The sequence below is a fragment of the Ruegeria sp. HKCCA4008 genome (genome assembly GCF_013033125.1).
GTDB lineage: Bacteria > Pseudomonadota > Alphaproteobacteria > Rhodobacterales > Rhodobacteraceae > Ruegeria.
Genome location: NZ_WQDM01000001.1, coordinates 793,822 through 814,631, shown reverse-complemented (window position 1 = coordinate 814,631; position 20,810 = coordinate 793,822). Strand labels below are relative to the sequence as shown.

The window sequence follows — 20,810 nt, the reverse complement described above, 5'->3', positions numbered from 1 at the left end:
GGGCTCTCTCGGCGCACAAAAAACTTGGTCCCCGCAGGTTTATCCCCCTGTCAAACGAGTGTCCACAGCAGAGGCGCGTCCGAACGAAACAAGGCGGCCCGGGGACCGCCTTGTTCATGGTATTTTCAACACAACATGTCGGGTCGGGAACGTAGCGCACCCCGTCAGCGACCGTCAGGCTTCAAGGATGTCATCATCCTCGGCTGCGCCCGGAGGCATGTCGAAATCCAGCCCGTGAGCCGCCCGAATCTTGTCTTCGATCTCAAAGGCAATGCGGCTGTTGTCGCGCAGATATTGTTTGGCATTCTCACGCCCCTGCCCGATCCGTTCGTCGCCGTAGCTGAACCATGACCCTGACTTTTCGACCACTCCGGCTTTGACACCCAGATCCAGCAACTCACCCATCTTGCTGATGCCTTCGCCATACATGATGTCGAATTCCACCTGCTTGAAGGGCGGCGCCACCTTGTTCTTGACCACTTTGACGCGCGTCTGGTTGCCGACAACTTCGTCGCGGTCCTTGATCGCGCCGATGCGGCGGATATCCAGACGGACCGAGCTGTAGAATTTCAGTGCATTGCCGCCGGTGGTGGTTTCGGGGCTGCCGAACATCACGCCGATTTTCATCCTGATCTGGTTGATGAAGATTACCATACAGTTCGAGCGGCTGATCGAGCCCGTCAGTTTCCGCATCGCCTGGCTCATCAGACGGGCCTGAACGCCGACATTGCTGTCACCCATGTCGCCTTCCAGTTCGGATTTCGGCGTCAGCGCCGCAACCGAATCGACCACGACCATGTTGACCGCGCCCGAGCGCACCAGCGTATCGGTGATTTCCAGCGCCTGCTCTCCGGTATCGGGCTGCGAGATCAGAAGCTCATCCAGATCAACACCCAGCTTTCGCGCATATTGCGGGTCCAGCGCGTGCTCGGCGTCGACAAAGGCGCAGACGCCGCCGCGTTTCTGCTGTTCCGCAATGCAATGCAGCGTCAGCGTCGTCTTCCCCGAGCTTTCGGGGCCGTAAATCTCAACAATCCGCCCCATCGGCAGACCACCAATTCCCAACGCAATATCCAGCCCGAGCGAGCCTGTCGAACTTGCATCGATGTCCTGTTTGGCGCCTTCGCCAAGCTTCATGATAGAGCCTTTGCCGAACTGCCGTTCGATCTGGGCCAGCGCGCTGTCGAGCGCCTTTTGCTTGTCTGCGTTTTTCTTGTCGCTCATTGTCAGAAGATCCGCCATTGTCCTGTCGCCTTCCCTTTTGTCACACCCTTGATCGGGCGGCAATCGCTGCTTTGTTCGCCTCTTGTTCCTTATGGGACCAAAAGAAGAACATTTCAATAAAAACTTACGGGATTTAGTCTTCAGCAATTGTATTAAGAAGTCCTTTACGACAATCTGCGCGCATAGCCGGATGACAATTGGAGCAATTAAATGCTTGTTTTCTATGAGGAACGCCTTGCCTTCCTTGCCGTTCCGAAAACCGGCAGCACGGCTTATCACACGGCGTTGCGGGATCGCGCTGATATCGTTGTCACTCATCCGCCCGAGCTCAAACATGCTCCGGTGCGCAGGTATGATCGGTTTTTCCAGAACGTTTTTCGGAAGATGTACGATACCGAGATGGAGATCCTGGCAGTTGTTCGCGAACCCGTTGACTGGCTGGGCAGCTGGTATCGATTTCGCAGCCGCGCCGATCTGGTCGGCCACGTCCATTCGACCCGAGACATGAGTTTCGATGCGTTTGTGCAAGCCTATATGACAAACCCGCGCCCGGATTTTGCCGATGTTGGCAGCCAAAGCCAGTTTTTCCGTACCCGCAGCAATGGTCGCGGCGCCACGCATATTTTCAAATACGAAAACCAGGACAAAATTCTCGACTTCCTGCAAGCGCGACTGAATATGCAGATCGACCTGCCGCAAGAGAATGTATCACCACCGGGTGATCTGACGCTGACGCCCGAGACACGGCAGAAATTTCGCAAAAGACACGCAGAGGAATTCGCGCTCCACGATGCAGCCTTGTAGGGTGCTCAGTTCAGCTGTTGGAAAACCGCCTCGGTCAACTGGGTGAGGGAAAACGGCTTGGGCAGGAAGGTCGAATTGGCGATCTCGGATTCTGAATCGCCAAAGGCACCTTCCGTGTAACCCGATACGAAGACCACGCGGGCATCCGGACGTGTTTCCCGAGCTTTGCGCACCCAGGTCGGCCCATCCATACCGGGCATGACCACATCCGTTACGAATACGTCCACGTTCAAAGACGGATCTTCCAGAAGCCGCAGGGCTTCCTCGGCCGAATCCGCCTCCAGCACGGTGTAGCCCTTGAGCCGCAGGGCCCGGGTTGCAAAGGCGCGGACCGGTGCTTCGTCTTCAACCAAAAGCACGACGCCCTCTCCTTGCCGGGCGCTTTGGGCTTCGGGCTGGGCCGGAGTGTCCTGTTCAGCCTCTGCCACCGTGGCGCAAACAGGTAGAAAGACGGTGAATTCGGTGCCTCGACCCACCGTGCTGTCGACAAAGATGAAACCGCCCGTCTGCTTGACGATGCCATAAGCTGTTGAAAGCCCAAGCCCAGTCCCCTCGCCCGTGCGCTTTGTCGTATAGAACGGCTCGAAGACCTTTTGCAGTTTGTCAGCAGGTATTCCCACGCCGCTGTCCATGACCCTGACCGTAACGTATTCGCCGGGTTGGACGGTGGCCCTGTCCCTGCTGAGCGGTTGCGACAGGTTCAATACCTCGGTCTCGATACGGATCTCGCCCCCGTCAGGCATGGCATCGCGCGCGTTGACGACCAGATTCATCAACACCTGTTCCAACTGCCGTTTGTCCGCCCGAACCGGCTTTAACACCGGATCATGGCTGAGGGTCAGCAGAACTTTCTCGCCCACAAGGCGGTTCAACAAGTGAATGAGGTCCGAGATCGTGTCGCGCAAATCCAGAACTTCGGGCCTCAGAGTCTGTTTGCGCGAGAATGCCAGAAGCTGACTGACCAGCGCAGCGGCCCGGTTGGCGTTCTGATTGATCTGAACCAGATCCCCATAATCCGGGTCATTCTGATCGTGACGCAACAACAGCAGATCGCAGTGCCCGGAAATGGCCGTCAGCAGGTTGTTGAAATCATGTGCGACCCCGCCGGCCAATTGACCCACAGCTTGCATTTTCTGCCCTTGGACGAATTGTGCCTCCAGGGTCTTCAACTCGGTCGCATCATTCAGAACCGCGATCAGACAGATCTTGCCATCGACAACGACACGGCTCAGCGTGACCTGTACGAAGACTTCCTTGTCTTTTCGGGTCAACTGAAGAAACTCGGATCGTTGCGCATCTTCTTGCGCGGCCGTCCGCGCCAGCCAATCCAGAATGGGGTGCCCCATACCGCGCATGATGTCGGCTATGTTCGTACCTTCCAGGTTTTCATTTCCCAGCAGCTTATTCGCCAGCCTGTTGGCATTCAGAATGGCCCCCGCCGGAGACAGGGTGAGAACCGGAACCGGAAGATCTGCAAAAGACGTGCTGGCCCCGGCCGCCGGAGCTTCAATGAGCGGCACCAAACCAAGGCTTTGTTCCTTGCTGGATCGGGAAAGCTCCGTCACAGCGACCGGTATCATTCCGTCCTGTGACTTGATGATGTTTGAGGCTCCGATCCGGGGGTCAGCATCACCGAAGATGTCGCGCACCCGACCGGGACGCGGCCCAAGCAACTTTTTCGCCGCCGGATTCGGGCGCACCACGTCATCCGCGCATCCGATGGTCAGAACCGGCAGGTTGAGAGACTGCCAGCTTTTCTGTTCTGACTGTTGAAACCGCCAGCAAAAAATGTCAGGGGCCAATTGAAACACGGTTACACTGCTTGTGTTTCCCCTGATCACGCAGTCTTCGCGGGCCCGACCGAATGATCGGGCCTGAGATTGCAACCTCAACAAAATCACCTGAGGGGTCGAGAACGTCGAACCGAGGCAGGTTTCAAGGCTGGCTCCTTTCGCCGCGCCGAACTGTTCCCGCGCTGGTGCGTTGGACGCCATAACGTCGCCATAAGCATTAGCGATCAGGAAAGGTGACTCTTCCTGTTCTGCAAACGCGGCCATGACGGCAGTGGTTTGCTGCGCATGTCGGGCGTCGATCTGGCCCTTGATCACGACGCATAGTGCCACGATCAAAAGCGAAGTTCCCGCGACCATCATGCCCATGGTCCAACCCGGTGGCAACAACCCGACCATGGGGGCAATGCTGATCAACAATGCCACCGCCACCAACGACCATAGACGAGATGCCGAAGGCGTGTGGACAAGAGATGGGTCGCTGAAAAATTCTGCTGTGTCAGACATAAACGGCTCGGGCGCAAAGTTATCGGCTATAACGGCCAAAATTGGTTAATTCCCGTTTAACGGCGTTCGGAAGGCAACAATCTACCAAAGGTTGTTATTTGCCAAAAGCTCAGCGCGTCAAGTGCGACGTAAAGAACCCGTCAGATTCGTGTGTAACGTGCCACGTTTTCCGGAAGGTTTCACGCCACTGGGAAAAATGATCCAGAAAATCGTCTATGATCTTGCCGTTTTCATCGTTCAGAACCGAACAGGTTGCGTAAGCCAGCAGGCCGCCCGGATGCACCAAAGGCGCAATGTCACACAGAATACGGGCCTGAATGGCGGTGAGGTCCCGCAAGCGATCCTCGGTCAAGGCCCATTTCCCGGCAGGCGCCCTTCGCCACGATCCGCTGCCAGAGCACGGCGCATCAACCAAAACCACATCAAACGGATCAACACCTGAAAGGTCATCGGAGTTGAGGATGGTTATCTTTGCGCCTGCTCGTTCCGCCCGGGTCGGAATATCCTTCATGCGACCGGCATTCACATCATGTGCAAACACTTCGACGCCCTCGTGCGCTGCAAGCGCCAGCGCCTTGCCACCACCACCCGCGCAATAATCCAGAACACGCATCCCTGGCCGCAGATCCAGCGCGGCCACGACCGCCTGGCTTGCAGCGTCCTGAAGCTCGACCAGACCCCGGGCATAGGCCTGGCTTTGGGCAATGCGCCGGGCCCCCTCTGTCACCTCGAGCGCGGTTTGGCATACCTGAACCGGATGGGCGATCACACCCTCGGACTTCAAGGCGTCGATGGCCCCGCCAAGATCGGTTATTCGCAAGTTGACCCGCAGGTGAACGGGCGCCCGGTTCTGCAATGACATCGCGCAAGGAACCAAGGCATCCTTCAGAGAGTCAACGAACCGAGGCCACAGCCACTCCGGAATGTCATATCTTTCGGCCTCGGTCGCGAAATCCCGCGCCGCTTCCGTTTTCTGAACCGGCATCGGAGCGTGACGGTCGCCGGTGAACAGGTCGGCCAGATCCCCGCCTGACGCACGGGTCGCACCGATCATCAAACCGCGCCCGGTATCGGACCCTCCCAACGCTGCATACGAGCGCTTGCGTCGCAGCGCGTCGAATACGTGATCACGAATGGCTGCCCGATCCTTGGATCCGGCGAAGCGACTGCGCCGCGCCCAGCCGGTGAGTGCTTTTTCGACCGGCGCGCCAGCCAGAACATCATCCAGAATTTCGATCGAGGCCTGAACACGGGCGGCGGGTGTCATTGTGGAATACCTTGGCGAAAATGGGTCCGGCTGGCCGATCCAAGTGGCAAATAGGCACCCGTTCCCGGGTGCCTTGTGTCTTGCTGGATGGATTACATGACCCGGTAGTTCGGGCTCTCACGGGTTATCTGAACATCATGCACGTGGCTTTCCTTTAAACCGGCGCCCGTAATTTTCACGAAATTGCAGTTCTTGCGCATCTCTTCGATGGTGGCGCAGCCGGTATACCCCATCGCCGCACGCAAGCCGCCAACCAGCTGGTGGATCACGGCGCTGGCCGAACCTTTGTAGGGCACCTGCCCTTCGATGCCTTCGGGCACCAGTTTGTCATTGGCTGCGTCTTTTTGGAAATAACGGTCGGCTGATCCGCGCGCCATTGCACCCAGGCTGCCCATGCCGCGATAGGATTTGAACGAACGGCCCTGATACAGGATCACCTCGCCCGGGCTTTCGTCGGTGCCCGCAATCATCGACCCGACCATGGCACAGGATGCCCCGGCCGCGATCGCCTTTGCAAAGTCACCCGAGAACTTGATGCCCCCATCCGCGATGACCGGAACGTCGCCCGCTGCCGCCGCACAATCGCTGATCGCGGTCAACTGAGGTACTCCAACCCCCGCCACCATCCGTGTGGTACAGATCGATCCCGGACCGATGCCCACCTTGATCGCGTCGGCACCGGCATCGATCAGGGCTTTGGTCGCTTCTCCTGTTGCAACATTCCCGGCAATGATCTGAACCTCGTTCGACAGGGTCTTGACCCGCTTTACCGCGTCCAGCACGCCCTGCGAATGACCATGTGCCGTATCGACGACGATGATGTCGACACCCGAATCCACCAATTGTTCGGACCGTTCGAACCCGGCATCCCCGACCGACGTCGCCGCAGCAACCCGCAGGCGACCCAGGCGGTCCTTGCAGGCGGTTGGGTTCAAAACGGCCTGTTCCGTATCCTTCAGCGTCAGAAGACCGGTCAGCTTGCCTTCACCATCCACGACCAGCAGCTTTTCGATACGGCGCGCCCGCATCAGGCTTTTGGCTTCTTCCAGATCGGCCGGTTCCTGTAGCATCGCCAGGTTTTCCGAAGTCATCATCGCGTGTACCGGTGTATCGTCCGAGTTTGCAAAGCGCATGTCTCGGTTGGTCAGGATACCCACCACGCGGCCCTGCTCGTCGACGACTGGAAAACCGGTGAAGTTGTAGCGCTGTACCAGCGCATTGGCGTCGGCCAATGTCTGATCCACCCGCAATGTCACCGGGTTATAGACAATACCGGATTCAAACCGCTTGACCCGGCGGACTTCGCGGGCCTGTTCTTCCACCGAAAGGTTCTTGTGAACCACACCGATGCCGCCCGCCTGAGCCATGGCAATGGCCATGCGCGCCTCGGTCACGGTGTCCATGGCCGAACTCAACAATGGGATGTTCATGGTGATTTCGCGCGTCACACGCGTGGTCGTATCCGCCGTTGCCGGCAGCACGGAAGATGCGCCCGGAACCAGGAGAACGTCGTCAAAGGTAAGTGCCTCACGAATCTGCATCTGAATACCCCATGCAAAAGCCCGTTTGGCGGTGACCCTATTACATGGATTGAACCAAAGGAAAAGCCCTTGGGGGCAACTCTTTGGCTCTGGTTGTCGATGCAGTGGAAGAAAACGACGCTCGTTGTGCAGATCGTGCCGCTGATGGCCTTTCCCTTTTCGCGCAAACCCATATCTTGCCCGGCATACGCGCGAATATGAAAAGGTATGTCACTGATGACCACCGACCCTCTTGTCGTCTTTACCCCGTCCGGCAAACGCGGGCACTTCCCCGTCGGCACCCCAATTCTGACGGCGGCCCGTCAATTGGGAGTGGATCTGGATTCGGTCTGCGGGGGCCGCGGCATCTGTTCAAAGTGCCAGATCACACCCAGCTATGGCGAATTTCCCAAGCACGGCGTCACGGTGTCAGAGGACGCGTTGAGCGAATGGAACGCCGTCGAACAGCGTTATGACGACAAGCGCGGTCTGAAACCGGGCCGCCGTCTGGGCTGTCAGGCCTCGGTTCAGGGCGATGTCGTGATCGACGTACCGCCCGAAAGCCAGGTGCACCGGCAGGTCGTGCGCAAGGCGGCAGCCGCGCGTGCCATCACGATGGACCCGGCCACGCGCCTTTATTTCGTTGTGGTGGAAGAACCCGACATGCATTCGCCCACCGGTGATCTGGAACGGCTCGAGCGCGCGTTGCGCGAACAGTGGGACATCGAAGCCGTCACGGCGGACCTGACGCTGATGTCCAAACTTCAACCGGTTCTGCGCAAGGGTAAATGGGAAGTCACCGTGGCGGTCCACAAAGGTCACAAGGACAGCGTGGCGCGTATCGTCGAAATCTGGCCCGGCCTGCATGAAGGCGGGCTGTATGGTCTGGCCATCGACCTCGGCTCGACCACCATCGCCGCGCATCTGACCGATCTGGAAACCGGCGACGTCAAGGCATCCTCTGGCCTCATGAATCCCCAGATCCGGTTCGGCGAAGACCTTATGAGCCGTGTTTCGTATTCCATGATGAACCCCGGCGGCGATCAGGAGATGACCAAGGCAGTGCGCGAGGCAATCAATGACCTGGCCACGTCGATTGCCGAAGAGGCAGGCATCGATGCCTCTCTGATCGTGGAAACTGTGTTCGTCTGCAACCCGGTCATGCATCACTTGCTGCTGGGGCTGGACCCGGTGGAACTGGGTCAGGCCCCGTTTGCGCTGGCAACGTCGGAAAGCATGTCCCTGCCCGCCCGCGACATGGATCTGACAACCATGAACCCACGCGCGCAGGTCTATATCCTGCCCTGTATCGCAGGCCATGTGGGCGCGGACTGCGCGGCGGTGGCCCTGTCCGAAGAACCCGGAAAGTCGCAGGATCTGGTTCTGATCGTCGACGTGGGCACCAACGCTGAAATCCTGCTTGGCAATACCAGCCGCGTGCTCGCCTGCTCCTCGCCCACCGGGCCTGCCTTTGAAGGCGCTCAAATCAGTTCCGGCCAGCGCGCCGCACCCGGGGCGATCGAGAGAATCGAGATTGACCCTGTTACCAAGGAACCCCGGTTCCGCGTCATCGGGTCCGATAAATGGTCCGACGAAGACGGCTTTGATCAGGAGATTGCTACGACTGGGATCACAGGCATCTGCGGATCCGGTATCATCGAGGCAGTGGCCGAGATGCGTATCGCAGGCCTGCTGGACGAAGGCGGCCTGATCGGATCGGCGGAACAGACCGGCACTGCCCGCTGCGTGCCCGAAGGTCGCACACATGCCTATCTGATCCACGATGCCAGCGCCGAGGGTGGCCCCCGCATCACGGTCACGCAGGGTGACATCCGTGCCATCCAGCTTGCGAAATCAGCATTGTACGCAGGTGCACGCCTGCTGATGGACGAAATGAATGTCGAAAAGGTGGATCGCGTGGTTCTGGCCGGTGCGTTCGGCGCGCATATCTCGACCAAACACGCCATGGTGCTGGGAATGATACCCGACGCGCCACTGGAGAAAGTCTCCAGCGCGGGCAACGCCGCAGGCACCGGCGCACGTATCGCGCTGTGCAATATCGGATCGCGCGCCGAGATCGAGCGCGTCGTGCGCGAGATCACCAAGATCGAAACCGCCATTGAGCCGAAGTTTCAGGATCACTTCGTGGCCGCCAATGCGATCCCGCACAAGACGGATCCGTTCCCGGAACTGGCCCAGGTTGTCACTTTGCCCAACCCAAGCTTCAACACCGGCGGCGAAACCGAAGCAGGTGGCGGACGTCGTCGCAGGCGCCGCGGTTGAACCGACGGTTCAATGACCCGGGGGAAACCTCGGGTCATTGCCGTCACCCACATCAGGCGTTGCGTCGGACCTCGTCCAGCGACGTGACGCCTAGTTGGGCCATGGCGATGCTGATTTCTTCGCTGAGTACCGACCATAGCTGCGCCAGACCCTTTTCGCCTTCGGCCGCTATTGCAAATTGAAGGATGCGACCGAAAAAGGCAAAGTCCGCCCCGTTCGCAAGTGCCTTGAGGACGTCTTCACCAGAACGCAGCCCGCTGTCGTAGAAAAGCGGAAAATCCGGACCGACGGCCTTGCGTATCTCGGGCAGCACCGTGATTGGCGCGGGCGCACTTTCCAACTGGCGTGCACCATGGCTTGAGACCTGAATTGCGTCCACGCCCGCTGACTTGAGCCTTTGCGCGTCGTCTGCGTCCAATACCCCTTTGACCACCAGATTTCCGGCCCACTGGTCGCGCAGACGGGCCAATGTCTCCCACGTGGCCTTGGCGCGGCTTTCAGTGCGGTCGAAATCGTAGCCATCCATCCGGAAATTCGCCATTTCCGGCTTGCCTTTCAGCAGGACCGGCAAGGACCACCGGGGGTGCAGGGCAAAATCCATCACCTGCTTTGGCCCCATTTTGAAGGGCATTTTGAACCCATGACGCAACTCGCGCGGGCGTCGGCCAACCTCGGGCACATCCACGGTCAGCACCAGTGTCTCGTACCCCGCTGCCTTGGCGCGATCGACCAGCTTGAATGTGCCGCTGCCGTCGCCGCTGAAATACAGCTGGAACCAGGCATGGCCTTCCGCTTCGACGATCAGATCCTCCATCGCGGTCGAGGCCACAGTCGAAACCCCAAGCGGCACCTCGTGGCGTGCCGCGATGCGGGCCAGCATCAAGTCGGCCCCCGGCGCGGACAAATTGCACATGCCCATCGGCGCGATACCAAACGGGCGTTTCGCGGGCCGGTCGAACAGCGAACTTGCCAGAGATCTTTCACTGACGTCGCGCAGGATACGCGGGCGCAAGATCATTGCATCCAAAGCGGACCGATTGCGACCGGCACCCATCTCGGCCCCGGCGGCACCATCAATATAGTCGAACACCATCCACGGAAGACGCCGCCGCGCCAGGCGGCGGGCGTCCTCGGCGCTGTGGATGGCGCTTGCGCCCATCAGGCCTGAACGGCCTTCATGAAGCGGTCGCGGATGACCACCGGATCCATCGTGATCGGCGGCATCTTGGCATTGCCGCTTTCGCATTTGCTGACGATGATGGTCATCTGTTTGGCATCCAGTGCCTCTTGCAGTACGCGCCCGGTGTCTTCGGCGGCACATTCGATCACGCGCTCACACCCGGCGGCCTCGGCCATTTTGGCCAGCGAGGTCTTTTGCCCCGCATAGGTCGGCTGATCGCCGGTCGAGCCGTACGAGCCGTTGTCCACGATCAGCAGGATGTAATTGTCCGCCACGTTGTTAGCGATCGTTGGCAGGGTGCCCAGATTGGTCAGGATCGAGCCATCGCCGTCAATCACGATCACCGGTTTGGGTTGCGACAGCGCCAGCCCCAGGCCGATCGAGGACGCAAGCCCCATGGTGCCAAGCATGTAGAAGTTGGTGGGCTGGTCGTCGATGGCATGCAGTTCCTGGCTGGGAATGCCGATGTTGCAGACAACCAGTTGATCACGCAGGATCGGGGCGATTTCCTTCAGAATTTCAGAACGGATCATTGGTCGCCATAGCCTCCCCAGAAATTGGCGTCGGTCAGGATGGCGACCGGCTTGTTGCACATGAAAGTGTATTTCAGGATCGCGTCGAGCTCTTCGACATCGGCCTGATGGTGGAAGTGGTAGGTGGGGATGTTCAGCTGAGCCAGCAGCGCCTTGGTGTGAACCGCCATTTCAACCTGGCAGGCAATGGGTTCGCGCAATTCTCCCCGGTACGATATCAGCATCGGCAGCGGCATCCGGTAATACTGGATCAGCGTCGCCAGTGTATTGATCGTCACGCCAATGGCTGTGTTCTGCATGATGATCGCGGGCCGCTTGCCGCCCATCCACGCCCCTGCACACAGGCCCATCCCTTCGTCTTCCTTGTTGGACGGGATGTGATAGATGCCCTCGCGCTCGTCGATTTCTGCGATGACACCTGCCAATTGCTTGCACGGGACAGTGGTGACAAACGAGATATCGTTGGCCACCAGATCGTCGGTGATCTTTTTGTCTATGTTCATGATCCAGCTTTTGGTCCTGTTTGGGGCGCTAGATGCGCGATTGAGGAATTCAGGCCCTTCGGTGCACGTGTACGGCACAGGGGGCATGGCGGACGACGCGCGAAGCGGTCGATCCAAGGAAGTAGTCGCTCAGGTCCGGCTTGTGCGAGCCGATAACGATACAGTCGACATCCTTGCTGCTGGCATAGTCGATGATGGACCGCGCGGTATGGCCTTTGACGATTTCGGCCGTCACCCCTTCAAGCCCTTCGACTTTTTGCAACAGTTGTAAACGGGCCCGCTCGAACCCTTCGGCGACAACCGATTTGTCCAGATAGGCGCTGACCGATCCCTGAGGCATCTCGTAGACATGCAGCGCAATTATTTCTGCGCCCTCTCCTGACAAGGCCCGTGCGATTTCCAGCGTGTGTTGCGATATGCCGTGATCCAAAGCTAACGGGACCAGTATTTTTGTGTACATGAAGGTCTCCAGTTCTTTCAGTTCTATCCCCAGGGTCTCAGGATAATCTTCGGTGCGGCCACGGCGCCAGACCGGATATCGCAAAACGCTTGCGCGCCGTCGGCAAGGGCGCGTTCTTCCATCCAGTCCAGAGCCCCCAGCCGCCCGTCAAAGATCGCTTGGGCCGTCTGGCGAAAGTCTTTGGCGGTGTATGTGTAAGTTCCTATGAATGTGATTTCCTGCAAGGTCATCCGGCGAACATCCAGACCACCGGTATCCTCACCCAAACCCACATGCGCGATCACGCCGCCCGGTTCGGCCATGGCCGAGGCAACCGACCGCGTCGCGGCATACCCCACGGCATCTATGACCAACGGGTAAGCCCCTTTGGCTGACTCCACCAGCGCAAAGCTTTCGATTTTCGCCAGGTAGTTCCGACGCAGCTCATTTGGTTCCGCGATGGTCACATCGTCGACGCCCATTGCCCGCAAAGCCAATGCCGCTGCAAGGCCGATGGCCCCGCCGCCGATCACCAATGCGCGACGGTCCATCGCAGGATGCAGAGCCTCGATCCCCAACCGGACCGTATGCCAGCTGACGGCCAGCGGTTCCGCCAGCGCGGCTTTGGCAAACGAAACATCCTCAGGTACTTCAACAAGATTGCTGGCAGGCATGGTGACGTATTGAGCAAACGCCCCTTCGCGCGGAGGCATCGAGATGATCTGGCGATCCGGGCACAGGTTTTCCCGGCCGGCAAGGCAGGCCGCGCATTGACCGCAGCTTACCAGCGGATTGATCGTGACACGATCACCGGCTCGTATCCCGTCAACAATCACACCGGCCGCTTCGTGCCCCAGGATCAGCGGAGCCGGACGGCGGGCATCATGGCCCAGATAGGCGTGCATGTCCGACCCGCAGATGCCAACCGCCTCGATCCGGATCAAATGCTCGTACGGACCGGCCTCGGCATCCGGCACATCACCGAACACCATCTGTTCCACACCTTGGTAAACCAGTGCCTTCATTTGGCTGTGAACCCTCCATCAACCATAAGAACCTGCCCCGTGACATAGCCGGACGCGTTCGAGCACAAAAACAGGATCGGCCCGTCGATATCCTGCATCCGCCCATTGCGCCCTATGCAGGTTTGAGCGGCGTTGCGTTCCGCGCGCTGGGGGTCGTCAAACACGGCCTGAGTCAGCTCGGTGGGAAAGAACCCCGGACCGATTGCGTTGGCGGTAATGCCAAAGGGCGACCAGGCTTCGGCCATGGCACGGGTCAATTGCGCGATCCCGGCCTTGGTGGCCCCATAGGCAATTCCGCCCGGAAAGGCCCGCGTCGTTTGCAGAGAGGCGAAATTGACGATGCGCCCCCACCCCTTTTTTTTCATTTCGGGCACCATCGCCTGACTCAGGAAAAACGGCGCGCTGAGGTTCAGGGCAAGCGTGGCATCCCAGCCATCAGGTGTCACCTCGTCGGCGGCCTCACGCGTGTTGACGCCGGCCGCGTGCACCAGAATATCCGGTGCGCCAAACTTGGAATTGATCACCTGCACCAGCCCGCCGATTCCGGCACGATCCGCAACATCAGCAACGACGGCTTCTGCGCGTTCGCCGATTTCGGCCTGCATCTGCGCCAACGCGTCGCCGCGCCGTGCCACGCCGACAACGCGCGCGCCGGCTGCGGCAAGCGTTCGCGCCACCTGCCGCCCCAGCCCCGAACTGGCGCCGGTGATGCAGGCCACCCGGCCCGTCAGGTCAAACAATGTGCGCGGGTCATCCATCGGCGGTCAAGTCGAACTGCTCATTCGGGAAATACTTGGCCAGACGCACATCCGCGGCGCGGGCGTGACCTTCCATACCTTCCAGTCGGGAAATCCGTGCGGTGGCTTCGGCGATCGATTTCGATCCTTCACGTGTCGCGCGCTGCCAGGTGACGATCTTCATGTATTTGTGAACACTCAAGCCGCCGGTGTAACTGGCCGCGCCCGAAGTCGGCAGAACATGGTTCGTTCCGGTTGCCTTGTCCCCGTAGGACACGGTGGTTTCCTCACCCAAGAACAGCGAACCATAGCAGGTCAGGCGATCCAGCCACCAATCCAGATCCTCGGCCTGAACCGTCAGGTGCTCGGGCGCATATTCATCGGAACAGGCGGCCATCTCTTCGCGGTCGGAACAGACAATGACTTCGGCATAGTCGCGCCACGCGGCCGAGGCGTTTTCCCGGTTCAGCTCGGGCAGATCGTCGATCAAAACCGGAACCAGCTCCATGACTTTCTGCGCAAGGTCGCGATCATCCGTCACCAGCCAGACGGGCGAATTGTACCCGTGCTCGGCCTGACTGACCAGATCGGTTGCCACCACATGGGCGTCTGCGGAACTGTCGGCAAGGATCAGGCTGTCGGTCGGACCCGCGATCATGTCGATACCAACCTTGCCGTACAGGATGCGTTTGGCCTCGGCCACGAACTGGTTTCCCGGCCCCACAAGGATATTGGCGCGCGGCAAACCGAACAAACCATAGGTCATGGCGGCCACGCCCTGTACACCGCCCATGGCCAGAATGCTGTCGGCTCCGCAGATATGCGCGGCATAGACAATCGCTGGCGCCACGCCCTCACCCGGACGGGGCGGAGAACAGGCCGTGATATGACGGCACCCGGCAACCTTGGCCGTTGTCACCGTCATGATCGCGCTGGCGATATGGCTGTAGCGCCCACCGGGAACATAGCATCCTGCCGCATCCACCGGGATCGCCTTTTGCCCCGCAACAAAACCGGGAACGATCTCCATCTTTACGTCCGACACAGTGGCCTTCTGCGTCTCGGCAAAGCGACGGACGTTGTCGTGGGCAAAGCGTATATCGGCCTTCAGTTTTTCCGGCACCCGTGCGATGGCCGCATCAATCTCGTCCTGCGTCATCAGGACATTTCCTTCGAACTTGTCGAACTTGAGGGCATATTCCAGTGCCTTGTCGTCGCCACCTGCCTCGATGTCGGCAAGGATGGTCTTGACCGTATCATGCACCTCAGAGGCATGCGATTGAGCGGTGAGAGTTGCCTTTTTCAAGTATTCACGAGGCATGTTCAGCAGGTCCTATTGGTAGATTTCAGGAAGCAGGGTGGTCGACACAGCAGGCACGTAGGCGATCAGGATCACCACGATGAGCATGGTCAGTACGAAAGGAACGGCCCGGGCGGCAATCTTCAGAATGGACTCACCGGTAATGCCAGATACGACGAACAGGTTCAGTCCCAGCGGCGGCGTGATAAAGCCCACACCCAACGCGGTGATCATCATGATGCAGAACTGAATCTCGTTCATGCCGATATTGTCGGCCAGCGGTTTCAGGATTGGTGCCAGGATCACGATGTTCGGCGTTGTCTCCATCACGCAGCCTGCCGCGATCAGGATGCCGATCATCAGCAAGATCAACAGATAGGGATCATCGGTCATCGACGTGACCGAGGCCACGAAACCCTGCGGGACCCCCATGATCGCCAGTGCTTCGGCCAAGGGTGCCGAGAATGCGATGATCGGCAGGATGACTCCGTTCACCTTGGCCGAACTGACCAACATCGATGGAAAGTCTGCCAGCGTCAGTGTGCGCAGGATGAAACCCATGATTATGGTGACGACAACGGCCGTTGCGCCGGCTTCGGTCGGGGTCAGGCGACCTGAGAAGATGCCGTAGAAGATGATCCCCGGCACGATAAACGCGTACCAGCCCGATTTCAGCGCCTTGCCCAGATTGGCCAGCCATTCCCCCATGGTCATCATGCCGCCACCCTCATAGGCATAAAGGCGGTTCACGATGATGTTTGTGATCAGGATCGACACCAGGATGGCCAGACCCGGGATCAAGGCTGCAAGAAACAGGGTCGAGGCGGAAATACCCAGCACGAGGCCGATGATGATATAGGCGATCGAGGGCGGGATCAGGATACCGGTACAGGCACCAGCCGCAACCAGAGCACAGGCATAGGGGCGCGGATATCCGCTCTCCACCAGCCGGTTGATGGTCATGCGACCCACCGCAGCCGCCCCGGCGGCATCCGACCCCGAAATCGCGGCAAACATGCCGCAGACCAGAACCGTGGCCGACCCGAACCCGCCCTTGGCAAAGCATGTCAGCGCCTCGGCTACGTCCAGGAATTTGCGCGACAGACCGGTCCGTACCAGAACGTCTCCGGTCAGGATGAACAACGGAACAGCGGTCAGGGCGAATGCGTCGATACCTGTGAACAGGCTTTCTCCGACCAGGCTGAGTGGCAGATCACCGGACATGATCAGCATCACGATCGCTGCTGTGCCAATGGCGGCCCAAACGGGCACGGCCAAGGCGATCAGGCCCACGAACAGGATCACCGGCAGGTAAAAATCCCAGCCCAGCTCAACGGTTTGATTGAGGGAATTCCAAAGCATTCGTGTTCTCCTCAGTCAAACAGCTTGTCGCCTTCGAAGACGGGGGTGCCGTCACGAAGTGATTTCACGTCACGCAGGAAGGATTGGATCAGCCGCCATATCATCAGGGCGAATCCTGCGGGCACCGCCATAAGAAACCAGACTTTCGAGACCCGAAGCCCATCCGTGACCGAGCCGAACTTGGCCGAGACATGAACCGCCTCATACGACCAGTAGAGCGCGATGATCGCCACGCCGAACATCACGAGATCGCCGAAAATATAAAGCACCGCCTTGGGGCGTGGTCCGATGTAATGCATGATCACATCGATCCGGATATGGGCCCGTTCTTTCACCGCAGCCGCGGCACCAATCCACGCGAGGTAGATGAAGGAATACCGAACGATTTCCTCGCCCCAGATCGACGAATAGGCAAAAATCTCGCGCCGCAGCACCTCGATGGCCATAGTGATAACCAGCATCACGTAGAACACCAGCAGCAACCAGCGCTCTGCGTTTCGGTTTATGTTTTGAAGAATGGTCATCTGATCCTCCGGCGCAGGGACAGCCTGACCCGCGCCTGATGTGGCGGGTTGTTGTCGGGCTGACTGAAAGTAAGGTTCGTGGACGCCCGTCAGGCGTCCACGGCTTGGGCCTTAGGCGTCGTGGACGTAATATTTGCCCTGAGTACCGGCGGCTTCGACCAGCTTTTCGAAGTTTTCCATCGATCCAGCCAGTTCCGTCTTGAACGGATCCCAATCGGCGTTCTGATACCCGCCGGCATCCTGCCACTCCGCCAGTTGGTCGTCACTGAGCGAGTGGAACTGCACCCCGGCCTTGTTCAGCTCGGCCATGGCATAGGCGCGGGCCGACGGAACCTTGGACAGGTTCTGATGGCTGGTCATTTCCGACCCCCACATGATGCCTTCCTGCACATCAGCCGGCATCGAGTTGAACCATTCCAGATTACAGGAATAAACTTGGCTGTCCGGCACCGCCTGCGTGAAGGTCACATGGCTTAGGATGTCCTTGAAACCGAAGACATAGAGCGCACCAACCGAAGGATCGAGCGCATCCGCAACGCCCTGCTTGATGGCCGAGGGGGTCTCGCCCCAGGCAACGGGCGTCGGGTTGGCGCCGACCATCCGGTAGTATTGTTGCAGCATCTTGGATCCCGGCACGCGGAACTTGATCCCGCTCATATCACCGGGTGTGAGCACGGCATTGCCGCCCTGACGAACCGCAACGACGCGCGGGTCGATGTTCACATAGAACAAAGCCTTGAAACCTGCCGCTTCGACCTTGGGGTGAACCTCACTTTTCCATGTGTCCGAATTGACGAGGTTGGTGAAACGCTGGTTCGAGCCGCACAGGTACGGCATGTTGATCAGGTCGACTGTCGACGCGAACGGCGCGAAATTCGACAGCGAATGCTGCGCGGCCTGAATGGTACCGCCCTGCACTTTCTGCACCAGCGCGCCGCCTGCACCAAGCTGACCGCCGGGGGCCAGTTTGACATAGACCTTGCCGTTGGTGGCGTTCTGAATGTTTTCTTTCAGGTCCAGCTGCATGATCGGATAGCTGCGCGACGCGCCAAGCACATAGGCCGTGGCCACGGTCATTACGTGATCCGCGGCCTTTTCACGCTCGCTTTCTTCCTTCGCGGTCTGCGCGGCGGCCTCGGAAGACCACAAAACGCCCCCTGCCCCAGCGACCAATGCGGCCGTAAATGAGCCACTGGCGCTCAGTTTCAGAAAATTGCGGCGCTCGGCCGATGCCAGTTCGGTCTTGTCGGTTTTCATCAATTGCCCTCCCAAGCAAAAGTTCAGCTGCCGTTTTGTGCGTCCCGGTCAGCTTCCTTTTTCAGAATTGCGACAACGAACAGGATCGAAGCCGCGAACAGAACCAACATCTCTCCAACGTCGCCAAGAAACGCGCTGCTCGCAAAAGCACCCAAAGCGACATTTGCGAAATAGATCGCAAAAACGATGACTGATGCAGCGAGGTACATTTCCGGGACTCCCTTCAGAATCGGCTCAAATACATTTGTAAGCGCTTACATCATAAATGCAAGCGCTTACATAAACGCTTTTATCCCTGGAAAAATGCGACTAACTTAGGCGAACCGGAATTGAGAGTTCGAGAATGTCAAAACATCGGTCCGCACCGACGCTGGATGACGTTGCCAAGGCAGCAGGCGTTTCAACTGCCACCGTGTCACGGTGCCTGAACACCCCGCAACAGGTGGTCGAGGCAACGCGGAAACGTGTTCTTTCTGCCGTAGAGACCCTTGGCTACACGCCGAATTTTGCAGCCCGAGTGATGGCTGCACGGCGTTCTTTCACGATCGGTGCAATAATTCCGACGATGGAAAATGCAATCTTCGCAAGGGGGTTGCAGGCGTTCCAAGAGGAGATTCACAAACAGGGCTACACCTTGCTGGTCTCCAGCTCGGCCTACCAGCCGGCCGCAGAAGAAGAACAGATCCGAACACTGGTTGCGCGGGGCGTGGACGGGCTGTTGCTGATCGGGCATGACCGGGACGCGCAAATCTACGACTATCTCGAAAAGCGAAAAGTGCCGGCCCTTGTCGCGTGGTCCTTCCTGCCAGACGAACCAATACCGTCCGTCGGGTTTGACAACAGGCGGGCGATGGAGGCTTTGACAAGCAAGATCATCGAATTAGGCCATACGCGTTTGGCAACGATTTCAGGCATCAGCAAGGGCAACGACCGTGCGCGTCTGAGGATCCAGGGGATAAAAGACGCGATGTCCCGACATGGACTGTCGCAAGACGACCTTTCGGTGATCGAAACCTCGTATGAGATTGAAAACGGCGCCGATGCGTTCAAGCATCTCATGTCGAATGACAATCCGCCGACCGCGGTGTTGTGCGGCAACGACGTTCTGGCCGTCGGTGCGGTACGGCAAGCTCAGCAGATGGGACTGCGGGTGCCCGAAGATGTATCGATCACCGGATTTGATGATATCGAGCTTGCGCGCATTGTCGCCCCTGCCCTGACAACTGTCCATGTTCCTCATCGTGACATGGGACGCAAGGCTGCTCAGGCGTTGATTCAGATGATCGAATCCAACGCACCGGGCAAATCTGTTGAACTGCCGACGCACATCGTTGGCAGAGAGTCCTTGCTTGGCCTCAACAGCTAGAACCGGCTTTCCCTTTCCTAGCCCGTTTAGCAGATCCGTGGAAACACGTGCCGGCTAGATCCGTGAAGGCGGTGGCAAAGCCACGCAGCGCCACCTTTTTTGATGAAATAACAGCGCCTTACAGTCCGGTTTTGGAGCGGGTAGCGGGAATCGAACCCGCGCGTTCAGCTTGGGAAGCTGACAGGCTACCATTACATCATACCCGCCTTGTCAGATGAAATAACACCAGAACATCCAGACGTTCAACCCGGATCGCAACCAACCTTTTTCGGGTTCTTACTCGGTTCGGGCTCGCAGGCTGTCGATCAGGGACTGGTCGACTGCCAAGGTCTTGCCTGCCGCTTCCAAGGTACGGCGATCCAGATGCTGGGGGTTCAGATCAACCCCTTCCGAAAACGCCTCGACAATGGCCTTCATTGCCGTGATCCTGGCATATTTCTTGTTGTTGGACGGGATCACGTGCCAAGGGGCAACTTCCGTCGACGTGCGTGCCAGCATTTCATCCACGGCCACCTCTGCGACATCCCATTTTTCGCGGTTTCTGAAATCTTCATAAGTCAGCTTCCAGCGTTTCATCGGGTTGGTCAGCCGCTCGGTAAATCGGCGCATCTGCTCTTCCTGCGAAATGTGGAAGAACAGTTTCACGATTCGAGTCCCGTCATCGACCAGCATTCGTTCGAAATCATTGATTTCCTGATAGGCGGCCCGCCAGCGTGTTTCCGGGGTCAGCTTTTCGATCCGCTCAACCAAAACCCGGCCATACCAGCTGCGGTCGAAGGCGGAGATCGCACCCGAAGGCGGCAGGCGTTCCCAGAAACGCAACAGATAATGCCGGTTGAGATAGTAGTTCCGGGGCGCGCCGATCGGCCAGACCTTGAAGCTGCGCGGGTCCAGGGCCTGGCTGATCCTGCGAATGGTCCCCCCTTTTCCGGCAGCGTCCCACCCTTCGAACACCAACACGCCCTTGAGCCCATGAAACAGATAGGCTTGCTGAATTCTGGCCAATCGTGTCTGCAATTCGATCAACTGATCGAAGTAGACCTTTTTGTTCAGTTTCCTGGTCAGATCCGCATCCGAGAGTTTTGGGGGGTGATGTTTACTCATGCTGCCACCTGATCAATGCATACTGGATCAGGGTATTCTGAAACCTTCTGCAAATTCGACATTGATCAGGGTCAAATGCAAAAGG

19 protein-coding genes and 1 tRNA gene are annotated in these 20,810 nt (G+C 58.7%); 3 read left to right on the top strand and 17 right to left on the bottom strand.

Annotation, left to right across the window (positions count from 1 at the left end; genetic code table 11):
* Positions 1-174 precede the first annotated feature (174 nt).
* A complete protein-coding gene (recA, locus tag GOW60_RS04050; protein ID WP_152458025.1) occupies positions 175-1,242 on the bottom strand; it encodes a recombinase RecA in 1,068 nt (355 codons plus the stop codon).
* A 192-nt stretch (positions 1,243-1,434) separates the two neighbouring features.
* Between recA and GOW60_RS04045 the strand changes: the two genes are divergently transcribed.
* Positions 1,435-2,028 (top strand): sulfotransferase family 2 domain-containing protein, encoded by a 594-nt coding sequence (locus GOW60_RS04045; RefSeq protein ID WP_171228307.1) that lies wholly within the window; start codon positions 1,435-1,437, stop codon positions 2,026-2,028.
* A gap of 5 nt (positions 2,029-2,033) precedes the next feature.
* Here the strand turns inward: GOW60_RS04045 and GOW60_RS04040 are convergent, their stop codons facing one another.
* From GOW60_RS04040 to guaB, 3 genes are all read right to left on the bottom strand, one after another.
* On the bottom strand, positions 2,034-4,325 hold the full coding sequence (locus tag GOW60_RS04040) for an ATP-binding protein (protein ID WP_171228306.1): 2,292 nt from the start codon (positions 4,323-4,325) through the stop codon (positions 2,034-2,036).
* A 109-nt stretch (positions 4,326-4,434) separates the two neighbouring features.
* Positions 4,435-5,592, bottom strand: a complete 1,158-nt coding sequence (locus GOW60_RS04035) for an RsmB/NOP family class I SAM-dependent RNA methyltransferase (RefSeq protein WP_171228305.1) — start codon at positions 5,590-5,592, stop codon at positions 4,435-4,437.
* 92 nt (positions 5,593-5,684) lie between these two features.
* Entirely contained in the window at positions 5,685-7,133 is a 1,449-nt protein-coding gene (gene guaB, locus GOW60_RS04030; protein ID WP_171168056.1) for an IMP dehydrogenase, read from the bottom strand.
* A gap of 216 nt (positions 7,134-7,349) precedes the next feature.
* On the opposite strand from guaB, the gene GOW60_RS04025 reads away from it, so the two are divergent.
* The gene (locus GOW60_RS04025) at positions 7,350-9,395 is read left to right on the top strand and encodes an ASKHA domain-containing protein (protein ID WP_171228304.1); all 2,046 of its coding nucleotides are present in this window, start codon (positions 7,350-7,352) and stop codon (positions 9,393-9,395) included.
* A gap of 52 nt (positions 9,396-9,447) precedes the next feature.
* Here GOW60_RS04025 and GOW60_RS04020 read toward each other — a convergent pair whose 3' ends face one another.
* From GOW60_RS04020 to GOW60_RS03970, 11 genes are all read right to left on the bottom strand, one after another.
* Entirely contained in the window at positions 9,448-10,554 is a 1,107-nt protein-coding gene (locus tag GOW60_RS04020; protein ID WP_171228303.1) for an alpha-hydroxy acid oxidase, read from the bottom strand.
* Positions 10,554-11,108 (bottom strand): sulfopyruvate decarboxylase subunit beta, encoded by a 555-nt coding sequence (gene comE / locus GOW60_RS04015; RefSeq protein ID WP_171228302.1) that lies wholly within the window; start codon positions 11,106-11,108, stop codon positions 10,554-10,556. The genes GOW60_RS04020 and comE overlap by 1 nt, the downstream gene beginning before the upstream one ends.
* On the bottom strand, positions 11,105-11,611 hold the full coding sequence (comD, locus tag GOW60_RS04010) for a sulfopyruvate decarboxylase subunit alpha (protein ID WP_152458032.1): 507 nt from the start codon (positions 11,609-11,611) through the stop codon (positions 11,105-11,107). Before comD ends, comE begins: the two co-directional genes overlap by 4 nt.
* Positions 11,612-11,660: 49 nt before the next feature.
* Complete coding sequence (locus GOW60_RS04005) at positions 11,661-12,071, bottom strand: universal stress protein (protein WP_171115849.1); 411 nt, start codon at positions 12,069-12,071, stop codon at positions 11,661-11,663.
* Positions 12,072-12,094: 23 nt separating this feature from the next.
* Positions 12,095-13,075 (bottom strand): zinc-binding dehydrogenase, encoded by a 981-nt coding sequence (locus GOW60_RS04000; RefSeq protein WP_171228301.1) that lies wholly within the window; start codon positions 13,073-13,075, stop codon positions 12,095-12,097.
* Entirely contained in the window at positions 13,072-13,833 is a 762-nt protein-coding gene (locus GOW60_RS03995; RefSeq protein ID WP_152458035.1) for an SDR family NAD(P)-dependent oxidoreductase, read from the bottom strand. The genes GOW60_RS04000 and GOW60_RS03995 overlap by 4 nt, the downstream gene beginning before the upstream one ends.
* Complete coding sequence (gene hisD, locus GOW60_RS03990; RefSeq protein ID WP_171228300.1) at positions 13,826-15,133, bottom strand: histidinol dehydrogenase; 1,308 nt, start codon at positions 15,131-15,133, stop codon at positions 13,826-13,828. Before hisD ends, GOW60_RS03995 begins: the two co-directional genes overlap by 8 nt.
* A gap of 12 nt (positions 15,134-15,145) precedes the next feature.
* Entirely contained in the window at positions 15,146-16,474 is a 1,329-nt protein-coding gene (locus GOW60_RS03985) for a TRAP transporter large permease (protein WP_171228299.1), read from the bottom strand.
* 11 nt (positions 16,475-16,485) lie between these two features.
* Complete coding sequence (locus GOW60_RS03980; RefSeq protein WP_152458038.1) at positions 16,486-16,998, bottom strand: TRAP transporter small permease; 513 nt, start codon at positions 16,996-16,998, stop codon at positions 16,486-16,488.
* Positions 16,999-17,109: 111 nt separating this feature from the next.
* Positions 17,110-18,255 carry a TRAP transporter substrate-binding protein gene (locus GOW60_RS03975; RefSeq protein WP_171228298.1) on the bottom strand — a complete coding sequence of 382 codons (1,146 nt, stop codon included), beginning with the start codon at positions 18,253-18,255 and terminating at the stop codon, positions 17,110-17,112.
* 23 nt (positions 18,256-18,278) lie between these two features.
* A complete protein-coding gene (locus GOW60_RS03970; protein ID WP_171228297.1) occupies positions 18,279-18,464 on the bottom strand; it encodes a hypothetical protein in 186 nt (61 codons plus the stop codon).
* A gap of 134 nt (positions 18,465-18,598) precedes the next feature.
* On the opposite strand from GOW60_RS03970, the gene GOW60_RS03965 reads away from it, so the two are divergent.
* A complete protein-coding gene (locus GOW60_RS03965) occupies positions 18,599-19,621 on the top strand; it encodes a LacI family DNA-binding transcriptional regulator (protein ID WP_171228296.1) in 1,023 nt (340 codons plus the stop codon).
* Between the two features lie 132 nt (positions 19,622-19,753).
* Here the strand turns inward: GOW60_RS03965 and GOW60_RS03960 are convergent.
* Positions 19,754-19,827 (bottom strand) — tRNA-Gly (locus GOW60_RS03960).
* A gap of 70 nt (positions 19,828-19,897) precedes the next feature.
* Positions 19,898-20,725, bottom strand: a complete 828-nt coding sequence (locus GOW60_RS03955; RefSeq protein ID WP_152458042.1) for a polyphosphate kinase 2 family protein — start codon at positions 20,723-20,725, stop codon at positions 19,898-19,900.
* Positions 20,726-20,810: the final 85 nt, after the last annotated feature.